The organism is Subdoligranulum sp. DSM 23681 (assembly GCF_057005535.1).
Genome location: NZ_CM168050.1, coordinates 782,986 through 795,181, shown reverse-complemented (window position 1 = coordinate 795,181; position 12,196 = coordinate 782,986). Strand labels below are relative to the sequence as shown.

At 61.4% G+C, this 12,196-nt stretch carries 9 protein-coding genes; 7 read left to right on the top strand and 2 right to left on the bottom strand.

Annotated features, from left to right (window positions below):
• The first annotated feature begins 101 nt into the window (after nt 1-101).
• A complete protein-coding gene (locus AC127K_RS03790) occupies nt 102-1,451 on the top strand; it encodes an MATE family efflux transporter (protein ID WP_483721639.1) in 1,350 nt (449 codons plus the stop codon).
• 42 nt (nt 1,452-1,493) lie between these two features.
• On the opposite strand, the gene AC127K_RS03785 is transcribed toward AC127K_RS03790, so the two are convergent.
• Nucleotides 1,494-2,258 (bottom strand): EFR1 family ferrodoxin, encoded by a 765-nt coding sequence (locus tag AC127K_RS03785; RefSeq protein ID WP_483721638.1) that lies wholly within the window; start codon nt 2,256-2,258, stop codon nt 1,494-1,496.
• A 157-nt stretch (nt 2,259-2,415) separates the two neighbouring features.
• On the opposite strand from AC127K_RS03785, the gene AC127K_RS03780 reads away from it, so the two are divergent.
• Complete coding sequence (locus tag AC127K_RS03780) at nt 2,416-3,405, top strand: Gfo/Idh/MocA family protein (protein WP_483721637.1); 990 nt, start codon at nt 2,416-2,418, stop codon at nt 3,403-3,405.
• A gap of 78 nt (nt 3,406-3,483) precedes the next feature.
• Here the strand turns inward: AC127K_RS03780 and AC127K_RS03775 are convergent, their stop codons facing one another.
• Nucleotides 3,484-3,987, bottom strand: a complete 504-nt coding sequence (locus tag AC127K_RS03775; RefSeq protein ID WP_483721636.1) for an HD domain-containing protein — start codon at nt 3,985-3,987, stop codon at nt 3,484-3,486.
• A gap of 365 nt (nt 3,988-4,352) precedes the next feature.
• Here AC127K_RS03775 and AC127K_RS03770 point away from each other — a divergent pair, with 365 nt between their 5' ends.
• The 5 genes from AC127K_RS03770 to AC127K_RS03750 all read left to right on the top strand — a co-directional run bounded on the left by AC127K_RS03770 (nt 4,353) and on the right by AC127K_RS03750 (nt 12,193).
• Nucleotides 4,353-5,279, top strand: coding sequence for an ABC transporter permease (locus AC127K_RS03770; RefSeq protein ID WP_294538436.1), 927 nt, complete (start codon nt 4,353-4,355; stop codon nt 5,277-5,279).
• A complete protein-coding gene (locus AC127K_RS03765; protein ID WP_294538438.1) occupies nt 5,279-6,160 on the top strand; it encodes a carbohydrate ABC transporter permease in 882 nt (293 codons plus the stop codon). Before AC127K_RS03770 ends, AC127K_RS03765 begins: the two co-directional genes overlap by 1 nt.
• Before the next feature lie 85 nt (nt 6,161-6,245).
• Nucleotides 6,246-7,739, top strand: a complete 1,494-nt coding sequence (locus AC127K_RS03760) for an extracellular solute-binding protein (protein WP_483721635.1) — start codon at nt 6,246-6,248, stop codon at nt 7,737-7,739.
• A gap of 67 nt (nt 7,740-7,806) precedes the next feature.
• A complete protein-coding gene (locus AC127K_RS03755; RefSeq protein WP_483721634.1) occupies nt 7,807-10,338 on the top strand; it encodes a beta-mannosidase in 2,532 nt (843 codons plus the stop codon).
• Entirely contained in the window at nt 10,319-12,193 is a 1,875-nt protein-coding gene (locus tag AC127K_RS03750) for a hypothetical protein (RefSeq protein WP_483721633.1), read from the top strand. Before AC127K_RS03755 ends, AC127K_RS03750 begins: the two co-directional genes overlap by 20 nt.
• Nucleotides 12,194-12,196: the final 3 nt, after the last annotated feature.

Genomic DNA, 12,196 nt, shown 5'->3' with positions numbered 1-12,196 from the left:
TACTTTTCGCCACACGAGTATGCCCTTCGTTCCGGGCAGCCCGTGTGGCTTTTTTTGCCTGTCAGCCTTTTTGAGCCGAACAGAAAGAGGAACCCGTCCTTATGGAACAGACCTTCATGAAACAAAAACCCGTTCTGCCCCTGGTGCTGTCCATGTCGCTGCCCATGGTCCTGTCCATGATGGTATCATCGCTGTACAACATCGTGGACAGCTACTTTGTGGCCCGGATCAGTGAGCAGGCCATGACCGCCCTTTCCCTGGTGTTTCCGGTGCAGAACCTCATCAACGCGGTCACCATCGGATTTGCCATCGGCATCAACGCGGTCATCTCCTACTACCTGGGCGCCGGCGAGCCCGACCGTGCCGGACAGGCCGCCACCCAGGGCATGGCCTGCAACGCCCTGCACGGTCTGGTGCTGACGGTGGGGTGCATTGCCTGCATGCCGGCCTTTCTGGCCTGCTTCACCGCCGACACCGCCGTCATCGACCTGGGGGTGCGGTATTCCCGCATTGCCTTCAGCTTTGCGGTGGTCATCGCCCTGGCCATGTCCTTTGAAAAGATCTATCAGGCGGCAGGCCGGATGGTCCTCACCATGGTCAGCATGCTCTGCGGCTGTGTGGCCAACATTGTGCTGGACCCCATCATGATCTTTGGGCTGAGCCCGGTGCCCCGCATGGGCATCGAAGGCGCGGCGTGGGCTACCGGAATCGGGCAGGTCATCAGCCTGGTGCTCTACCTGCTCTTCTATACCTTCCGCCCGCTGAATATCCGCATCCGGGCAAAGGCCCTGCGCCCCAGCCGGAAGATCCTGGGCCGCCTGTACGCGGTGGGGGTCCCGGCTGCGCTGAACCTGGCTCTGCCGTCGCTGCTGATCTCGGCGCTGAACGTGATCCTGGCGGCATATTCCCAGGTGTATGTGCTGGTGCTGGGGGTCTACTACAAGCTGCAGACCTTCCTGTATCTGCCGGCCAACGGCATCGTGCAGGGCATGCGTCCCATCATCGGCTACAACTACGGCGCCGGCGAGCATGACCGGGTGCGCAGGATCTACCGGGTCACCCTGGCGCTGTCCGCAGCCATCATGGCGGTGGGCACCTTGCTGTGCTGGGCTGTGCCCGGGCAGCTCATCGGCCTGTTTTCCCAGAATGCCCAGACCATCGCCGCCGGCAGCACCGCGCTGCGGATCATCAGCCTGGGCTTCCTGATCTCCTCGGTATCGGTCATCTCTTCCGGCGCGCTGGAAGGCCTGGGCATGGGCGGGGCGTCCCTCATCATCTCCCTCATGCGGTATACCGTCTTCATCATTCCGGCGGCCTTCCTGCTCAGCCGCGTCTGGCAGGCAAACGGGGTGTGGCATGCCTTCTGGATCACCGAGGTGGTCACCGCCGCGGTGGGATACCGCGTCTACCGCAAGCGGACCGCTGTGTGCGCAGGTACGGACCATCTGTAAAACAAAAACCCGCCCGGGACCCAAGATCCCGGGCGGGTTTTGTCAGTTTGATTCGGCTTGGTAGGGCGGGCACTGGTAGCGGGGCTTGCCCCGGCTGATGCGGCCGTACTCGATGGCATTGACCGGACACCCGCAGATGCAGGCCATGCAGTGGGTGCAGCGGTCGCCCCAGACCGGTTTGCCGTCCTGCAGCAGGATGTTGCCCAGGGGGCAGTGGACTTCACACCGGCCGCAGGCCACACAGGCATCGGAGACGGTGAAAGGCTTGGCCTTGATCTGGAACCGGTAGAAGGCCTTGTTGATGAGCCCAGATTTCAGCCGGTCCAACGCACCTGCCGGCAGGGTGGGGAAGTCCTGACCGGCCCGGATGTGTGCAGCGGCCGCTTCCAGGGCCGGGTGTGCCGCCCGGATGATGGAGCGGGCTTCCTCCGGTTCGGGGGCGCCGAACATGGCAATGTAGTTTTCCGGCATGACGATGGCCGAAGTGCCCCGGTACACCAGTCCCTTGTCCCGGCACAGAAGCCGGTTGGCCGGTTCGGGGCTGCCCGCCTCACTGCCGCAGGTCATGACAAAATAGGCGTCCCGGCTGCCGCTGAACTCGCCGCTGCGGATAAACCGGACAAAAAGGCGGGGCAGCTGCCAGGCATAGGTGGGGGACACAAAGACCCAGGGCTTGTCCGAGGTGAAGTCGGCGGCAATGCCCTCCCGGATAAAGCGGAACGCATCGGTGCACACATCTCCCAGCCTGTCCGCCAGGAACTCGGCACAGTAGCGGCTGTTGCCGGTGCCGGTAAAATAGACGATCATAGTTTTCCCTCCCGTCAGAAGTTCCCATCCCGGGAACGGCTTCATTGTATATCGGGACAGCGGGCGCGTCAAGGGGCGGAGGTTGCCCGTTTCGTCCGCCCCGTGGTATACTGGGAGCAGACCGGAACACAAGGACCGCAACAAGGAGGAACCCGCAATGAAACTGGGAATTCTGGGGGCCGGACAGATCGCCGGCGTCATGGCCAGGACCGTCCGCATGCTCAATCAGAACGGCCACCCGGAGGTGGAATTGTATGCCGTGGGGGCCCGGGACCTGTCCCGCGCCCGGGCGTTTGCCGACGCCAACGGGGTGCAGAAGGCGTTCGGCAGCTATGAGGAGATGCTGTCCGATCCGGCGCTGGATCTGGTGTACATTGCCACGCCGCACTCTCACCATTATGGTCATATCAAGCTCTGTGCCGACCACGGCAAGCACATTCTGTGCGAAAAGGCCTTCACCGTCAGCGCCCGCCAGGCGGAGGACGCCATCCGGTATGCCCGGGGCAAGGGCGTGCTGGTGACCGAGGCTATCTGGACCCGCTATCAGCCCATGCGCCGCCTGATCCGGGAGACCCTGGACGCCGGACTCATCGGCGAACCCCGGCTGCTCACGGCCAACCTGGGATATTTCATCACCGGCAATCACCGGATCGTGGTGCCGGAACTGGCCGGCGGCGCTCTGCTGGATGTGGGGGTCTACACCCTGAACTTCGCCGAGATGGTGTTCGGCCGGCCCGATTCCCTTCACGGGCTGTGCACCAAAAATGAGAACGGGGTGGACCTGACCGACAGCATCACCCTGACCTGGCAGGATGGCCGGGTGGCCAACCTGACCGCTGCCGCCAATTCGGTGTCCGACCGGTACGGCGTGATCTACGGTACCAAGGGATACATGATGGTGGAAAACATCAACAATCCCCAGGGCCTGCGGGTCTATGACGCCGAGAACCGGCTGACCCACAGCCTGAACTGCCCTGCCCAGCTCACCGGCTATGAGTATGAAGTGCTGGAAACGGTGGACTGTATCCGGAAGGGCCTGACCGAATGTCCCTCCATGCCCCATGCCGAGACCATCCACATGATGGAGCAGATGGACCATCTGCGGGCCCAGATGGGCATCCGCTACCCCTGCGAAGAGATCGGCTGACCTTGCAAGAACAGCCCCCGCCGGACGGGAATCCGTCCGTCGGGGGCTGTTTTGTTTTGGCATCCGGGAAAAGGCGGGTCACTTCACCCCGTAGATCTCGGTGCACAGGTCCCGTCCGGCCCTGGTGCGGAAGATGGTATCCCTGGCATGGCGGATGCCCTCCTCACCCACGCCGTCCTCGTACAGGTTGACCAGAAAATCCGCCTCCACCAGGATCTGATAGTCCGGGCCGTCAATGCCGGTGTAGGTGTGATGGTGGCCCACCAGATAGCAGATGCGGTCGATGTCGGGGGCTGCAAGCCCCAGCTCTTCCAGCATGGGACGGGCGTAGGCGGGGCCTTCCTGCTCCTGCAGCTTTCCGGTGCAGCTGCCGTATTTGGCTTCCGCAGGGCGGATGCCGATATCGTGTACCAGGGCGGCACATTCCAGCACCATCTGGGTGTGGTCGTCCAGCCCTTCCATGCGGCCGATGAGCTGGGCAAAGCGGTGCACCTTCATCAGGTGCTGGATGCGCTTGGCGTCTGCCGCGTTGAAGGCCAGCATTTTGCGGGTCAATGTATCGATCAGTTGTGTGGTGTCCATGGCTGAGCTCCTTTCCGGCGGGAGACCGTTTCTCCCGTACCCCTATGATAGCGCAAACTGGCCGAAAGTTCAAAACCCCGGACCGGAGCAAAAGGAATTCCCAGTATTGCCCCGGCGGCCCTTGCCTGCCGCAAAGAGGGGAAAACGAGAAAATGATATAAAGAGTATAAAATAAGAAATATTGGGTATAAGGCTTGAAATTGCACAAAATCAATGGCACCCTGGTGACAGAAAATAGTCGATATTTCAAATAAATGCCCCGAATGTTCCAGAAAACCATGGCGTCCGGCCGGAAAATGACTTCCCTGAAAAGAAGGAATGATCCGCAAATGATATATATGATATGTTAAAGGCGGTCGAGGAAAATGAAAACGAACAGGTACACCATATTCACCGACATCCGAAGAAACAAGGCAGCCTATGCCATGCTGATCCCGGCGGCGCTGTACACCTTTATCTTCGGATACTGCACCATCCCGTACATGGTCATCGCCTTCCAGAAATTCAGTTACCGGAAAGGCATCTTCGGCAGTGATTGGGTGGGGGTGGACAACTTCCGCTTCTTCTTCGGTTCCCAGGACGCGTGGCGGATCATCGGCAACACCCTCAAGCTGAATCTGCTGTTCATCTTTTTCACCATCCTGGCGGCGGTGGCCCTGGCCATCATGATCAACGAGATCCGCTGCCGGTATTTCAAAAAGGTGGCCCAGTCCACCTACCTGCTGCCCTATTTCCTGTCCTGGGTCATCGTCAACTACATCCTGTACGGCATCATCGGCAGCAAGTACGGTCTGCTGAACCGGGTCATCGAATTCTTCGGCGGCACTGCCATCAACTTCTACAACGCCCCCGGGTACTGGACCGCCATCCTGGTGGTGGCCAAGGTGTGGAAGGACCTGGGAATGAACATGGTCATCTATCTGGCCACCCTGGTGGGCTTTGACGATGAGCTGTATGACGCGGCGGCGGTCAGCGGTGCCACCCGATGGCAGATGTGCTGGAAGATCACCCTTCCCATGCTGATGCCCACCGTCATCATGCTGGGCATCCTGTCCATCGGCAAGGTGTTTTACGGGGACTTCGGCATGATCTACGCCCTGGTGGGGGACAACGGTGTTCTGTACAACGCCACCGACGTGATCGACACCTATGTGTTCCGGCTTCTGCGTTCCACCGGCAATCCCTCCCAGGCCATGGCCATCGGGCTGTTCCAGGCCATCATGGGCTTTCTCTGCGTGTGGGGCACAAACTACATTGCCAAGAAGAAATTTGAGGAAGGAGCGTTGTTCTGATGGGCGTCGCGGCCAGAAAAGTCACCTTCGGCAAGGTGCTGCTCTATCTGTTTACCACCCTGGCGGCGGCCTTCTGCCTGCTGCCCCTGCTGCTGATGGTCATTGTCTCCTTCACCTCCGAGCAGGCCATCGTCCGCAACGGGTACTCCTTCTTCCCGGCGGAACTGAGCCTGGATGCCTACAGGACCCTGTTTGAAAACGGCGCCGAAGTTGCCCGCTGCTACCTCAACTCGGTGGGGATCACGGCGGTGGGCACCGTGCTGGCGGTCATCGTCACTTCCATGGCGTCCTATTCCCTGGTGAACCCCTCGGTCAGATACCGCAACGGCATCGCCATGTATTTCTTTGTCACCATGGTGTTCAACGGCGGCATGGTGCCCTGGTACATGATCTGCACCAAGGTGGGCCTGACCGAAAACTACTTCGCCCTGCTGATCCCCAACCTGGTGTTCAGCCCCTTCAACCTCTTCCTGGTACGCAACTACATGCGGGAGATCCCCCTCTCCCTGATGGAATCGGCCAAGCTGGACGGTGCCAATGACGGGCAGATCGCCTTCCGCATCTATTTCCCGCTGTGCAAACCCATTCTGGCCACGGTGGGGCTGTTTTACGGCATCGCCTACTGGAACGACTGGTGGAACTCCATCATGCTGGTGTCCAATTCCAATATGTACACCATCCAGTATTACCTGATGAAACTGAAATCCGATTTGAACTTCATGCGCAATCTGCAGGGCGGCGGCATCGGCGGCGGCTTCCCGCCCACCGAATCCCTGCAGATGGCCACCGCGGTGGTCACCATCGGGCCGCTGATCCTTCTGTATCCATTTTTGCAGCGATATATCGTGAAAGGTCTTGTGATAGGAGGTGTGAAAGGCTGATTCTTTCCCTGCTGCGCGCCGCGCAGACCCGGCCCCGTGACCCTGAACGGGGCGAAACTGATCATCTTCAAGGAGGAGCTTATCCATGAAAAAAGCCATTGCTATGGTGCTGACCGCCGGACTGTGCACGGCGATGCTCGGAGGCTGCGGCCAGTCGGGCAGCAGCAATGCCACCACCGAAAACGCCGCCGCGGCTGCCGCGTCGGGGGAAAAGACCGTTGTCACCTACCTGCGCCCCGGCACCGAGGTGGACCACAATGCCGAGCTGGTACAGGCCATCAACGACAAGCTGGACGCCGACGGCACCGGCCTGCAGCTGGAAATCATGTACATCCCCTCGGATGTGTTCCAGGACAAGGTCAGCCTGATGCTTTCCACAGGGGAAGCCTTTGACCTGCTGTGCGTCATGGAAGACCAGAAGCCCTTCACTTCTTTTGTGGCCAGTGAAGGCATCATGCCCATCACCCAGTATGTGAATCAGTCCGAAAACCTGAAGCGTGTCATCCCCGACTATATGTGGGATGCCGCCACCATCAACGGGGAGATCTACACCATCCCCGCCAACTGGTGCGAGCAGGCCGACCAGAACAACTGCATCACCATCCGCCGGGAAAAGCTGGAAGAGTTCGGCCTGGAAGACCCCCAGACCATGGATGACCTGCTGAACATGTGTGAAGTGTTCACCAAAAACTGGGACGGCCCCAACAAGCCGGTGGTCATCCCTCTGTACAAGGAACCCTTTACCTATCTCTTCCGCACCCTGGACACCTATCCCTTCACGGTGCAGAAGGACCTGATCTTCATCGACCAGCAAGGCAACGTGAAAAACTGGATGGAGACCGATGAATTCCGTCAGTGCGCGGATTTCTTCCACAAACTGTACCAGGGCGGCTATGTGCCCGAGGACGTGCTCTCCGCCGGATGGTCCAGCTGGAACACCATGCTCACCGGCGATTTCATCTGGGTGGACCAGTGCCAGCTGTGGGATACCGAGCAGGTCTGGAAAGAGCGCATCCCCGGCGTGCAGCTGGATACGATCTACCTGAATCAGGACGCGCCCCAGTTCCGTTCCAGCTCTTTCCGCAACGACACCGCCGTCTCCGCCACCTCCGAACATCCCGAAGCCGCGGTGAAATTCATGGACTGGATGTATTCCAGCCAGGAAAACTATGACCTGATGGTCTACGGCGTGGAAGGCCTGACCTGGAACGATGCGGGCAACGGCCTGTACACCAAGAACGATCCCGCCTTTGAGTTCAACGCCGACTGGATGATCGGCAACCTGGACTATGTGCGGTATCAGGAAGGCACCTACGACAAGTTCATCGAGATCATGGGCATCGAAAAGCCCGACGCCGTCAACAGCGTGGCCCTCAACTTTGTCTTTGACCCCGCCAATGTGGCCGATGAGTACGCCGCCTGTCAGGCGGAGGTGGAGCAGAGCATCTACCCCATCAAACTGGGTCTGGTCTCCTATGAGGAAGGCTACGAGAATGCCCTGGCCCGGATGAAGGCCGCCGGCATCGACAAGGTCATTGAGGAATACCAGAAGCAGCTGGATGCCTATCTGGGCAAATAAGATCGTTTGAATGAGAACCGCCCCAGTCCGGCTGCGGCCGGACTGGGGCGCATTCCGGAGGAAGCCTATGGACCGCCTGTGTCTTGACGGGAGCTACAAGCTCAACTATTTTGACCACGAGACCTTCCAAATCCAGGATGTGATGCGCCCGGACTTTTTCCCCGACAGCTGGATCGACACCCAGGTGCCGGAGGACGTGCGCACGGCGCTGCGCCGGTACGGGTATATCGACGGACATTACTACGGCAAGGATCTGGACAAGGAACGCTGGATCGATGAGAAGGACTGGGTATATTACCGCAGTTTCACGGTGGACGAAAGCTGGCGCGGCCGTGCCTGTGCGCTGTGCCTGGAAGGGGTGGATACCGTCGCCCGTGTCTTTCTCAACGGCCGGCTGCTGGGTGTGTGCCGCAATATGTTCCGCCGCTACGCCTTTGATGCCGGCGCAGCCCTGCGCATCGGGCAGGAGAACCGCCTGGTGGTGCAGGTCCTTTCCCCGGTGAACTGCACCGCCGGCATCAGCCGGGAGGGGATCTATCCCCAGGAGGACACCACCCGGATGCTACTCCGCAAGTCCCAGATGAACTGGGGCTGGGATTTCTGCGGGCACTGCCTGACCACGGGCCTGTGGAAATCCGTCTGCCTGGAAAGCCGGGACACCCCCTGCCTGACCAAGACCCGCCTGACCACCCTGTCCCTGAGCGAGGGGCAGGCCTGCCTCCGGTTCGAGTGCGATGCCCGGGCGCCGGAGGACTGCCAGGCGGAACTGGAACTGACGGCGGCAGGAAAACCGGTATACAGCGGGCGCATTGCCGGTGCCCGCACATCCGGGCTGGATTTTGTGCTGCCGGAGACCCGCCTGTGGTGGCCCCGGCCTTACGGGGAACCTTTCCTGTATGATGTGCGGGTCACCCTGCGGCAGGGGAGTACCCTGTGGGAGGAGCGCCGTTTCCGGTTCGGGATACGCACCGCCGAACTGCTGCAGGACCGGGACGAGGGCGGACGGGGGTTTGTGTTCCGCATCAACGGCCGGCGCCTGTTCATCCGGGGCGCCAACTGGGTGCCGCTGAACTGCGTGTATGCCGAGATTACCGACCGGGACTACGACCGCGCCTTTGCCCGGGTCCTGGACTCCAACCTGTCCATGCTGCGGGTCTGGGGCGGCGGTATTTATGAGTCGGAACATTTCCTGGACCTGTGCGATGAAAACGGGATCATGCTCTTTCAGGACATGATGCTGGCCTGCGGCATTTTCCCCCAGGACGACCGCTTCCTGCAGCAGGTGTATGAGGAGGTGGTCGAGGTGGTGGACCACTGCTACAACCGCACCTGCATCGTGATCTGGTCGGCGGACAACGAGCTGGATGAGGCCTACCGCTGGTACGACAAGCTGCCCGAATTCCCCACCAACCGGGTCAACCGGGAAGCCGTGCGGCAGGCCGTGCTGGAAAACGATTCCTCCCGGCCCTTCCTGGTCAGTTCGCCCTGCAGTCCCTTCCCGGAAGAGGAGGGGGGCGATGACCCCAACTCCGACCGGCAGGGGGACATGCACCTGTATCTGACCCGCTTCAAACAGGGGGATGAATACTACTACAAAAAGATCCTGGAATACAAACCCCGCTTCCTCAGCGAGTACGGGTTCAGCAGCCTGCCGTCCGAACCCTCCTACTCCCGGTTCAATTTCCGGCGGGGGGCGCTGGACCTGGTGCGCAACCCCTGGCTGGCCCAGCTGGACTGGCTGGCCCGCCTGGGGGAGGCAGGGGAGAAGGACCCCATCCTCTACTATTCCCAGTTCACCCACGCCCAGGGACTGAAATACTGGATCGAGTATCTGCGGTCCCTCAAGTGGCACTGCGGAGGGTCCCTGTACTGGAAGTTCAACGACCCCGTGGCGCCCAACCGGGAAGATATGCTGTTTCCCTCCCTCATGTCCTCGCTGGACTTCTACGGCCTTCCCAAAATGGCCTATTACTATGCCCGCCGTGCCTACGAAGACCGGATCCTGGCTTTCCGGGAGGAAGCCGACGGAAGCCTGTGCGTGTACGGCTGTTCCGAGACGGAGCAGGACCTGGCCGGGGAGCTGACGCTGCGGCTGATGGACTACGACGGCCGCCTGCTGTGGAGCTGCCGCCAGCCCGCCTGCCTGCCGGCGGACAGTGCCGCCGTGCTGGGGTGCTTCCCGGCCCGGGTGCTGGCTTCGGCGCCGCCCTTCCGCTGCTATGCGGCGGCGGAGTTTGATGGGGGCGAGAGCCGGCTGTGCAACCTGTTCCATCTTACCGAGATCGGGACCTGGGACCGGGTCTGCCTGCCCAGGGCCACGCTGCAGGCGGAACTGCGCTGCCTGAGCCAGCGGGAGTACGCGCTGTCCATCCGGACGGATGCCTTTGCCCAGGATGTCATGGTGGAGATTCTGGATGCGGATGTATATTACTCCGACAATGCCTTCTGCCTGGAAAAGAATGATTCCCGCCGGGTGCATATCCGGCTGAGTGAACCACCTCCCGCCTGGATGCGGGTGCGGGTGCGGGCCGCCAACGGGGACCCGGTCTGTTTTGGCTTTGCGCCGGAAAGGAACTGCCATGAAAATCCATCCCATTGACTGGAATGCCCGGGATCTGCGCTGCCTGGATGAGCTGGCCCCGCTCCTGGGGCTGGAACGGGCCGAGGACGGCATGCCCCTGCGTCTGTGCAGGGCGGCCTCCCCGGGCTGTGCCCTGCAGGCGGGGGAAGGGGTGCTGCGGTATGCCCACCGGGTACAGATCTGGCGGCAGCTGGGCATCCTGTGCGCCGAAGCCGCTTGTGGTGCCGGATTTGACCGCACCGAGACCCCCGCGTACCGGGAACTGTGTGCCATGCTGGACTGCTCCCGCAACGGGGTGCTCACCCCCGAAGCGGTGAAGGACCTGACCCGCCTGCTGGTCCTGATGGGATATACCTCCCTGCAGCTGTACACCGAAGATACCTACCGGATCGACGGGCAGCCCTATTTCGGGTACCAGCGGGGGGCCTATACCCGGGAGGAACTGGCTGATATGGATGCCTATGCAGCGGATTTCGGGGTGGAACTGGTGCCCTGCATCCAGACGCTGGCCCATCTGGACTGCGTGCTGCGCTGGAAAGAGTATGAGGACGTGCGGGACCTGGGCAACATTCTGCTGGCGGACGAACCCCGGACCTACGACCTGATCCGGCGGATGTTCGCCCAGATGGCCGGCAGCCTGCGCAGCCGCCGCATCAACATCGGCATGGACGAGGCCCATATGCTGGGTCTGGGGCAATACCTGGACCGGTTCGGGTACCGGGACCGCATGCAGATCATGCTGCGCCACTACTGCCGGGTGGTGGACATCGCCCACGAGTTCGGATATGAACCCATGATGTGGTCGGATATGTTTTTCCGTCTGGCCACCCATGGGGAATATTATACCGATGGGGAACTGGACATCGACCCCACTGTCCGGGACCTGGTGGGCGGGGATGTGACCCTGGTGTACTGGGATTACTATACCCTGGAAGGGGAAAAGTACGACCGCATGTTTGCCAGCCACCAGAAGATCTGTGACCGTCTGGCCTTTGCGGGCGGCGCCTGGAAATGGGAAGGTCCCTGCCCCAACGCCTGGTATAGCCGCGCGGTGGCACCGGTGGCCCACCGCAGCTGCCGCAAAAACGGTGTCCGGCAGGTCCTTGTCACCGCCTGGGGCGACAACGGGGACGAATGCCCGGTGTATGCGGTGCTGCCGGCCTTTCAACAGTGGGCGGAATTGTGCTATACTGATGATAACGAGGACGAATCCTGGCTGGAGCGGCGCTTCCGTACCTGCACCGGCGGTTCGTACCGGGATTTCCTGCACCTGGGGGATGCCGCCGTCATGCCGGACAATCCGGCCCCGGGACGATGCGGGGTGAACCCCGTGCGGGCGCTGCTGTACCAGGACCTGCTGGGCGGTCTGTTCGACGCCCATGCCGACGCGGCCCAGCCGGCCTATCTGCAGGCCTGTGCCCGCCGGATGGCGGAATGCCGGGACCGGGCGCCCCGCCGCTGGCAGTATCTCTTTGAGACCCAGCGCGTGCTGGACACGCTGCTGGCGGACAAGTGCACCCTGGGTCTGGAGATCCGGGACGCCTACGCCCGCCGGGATATCCGGGCCCTGCTGCAATGTCGGGAAAAGATCCAGGCCCTGCTGCCCCAGGTGGAAGACCTGCTGGCCGCGGTGGAGGAACAGTGGCTGCGGGAAAACAAGATCTTCGGTCTGGATGTACTCCAGCTGCAGCTGGGCGGCCTGAAAGAGCGGCTGACCTTTGCCGCCCGCCGTCTCCAATCCTTCACCCGGGGCAAGGTGACGCGCCTGGAAGAACTGGAAGAACCGCCGCTGCCTTTCTACGGCAGCCAATGCAGGGAAAAAGCGGTGGTCTCTCCGCCATGGCGCAGCATCGTCACCGCAGGCAGCCACTGAACC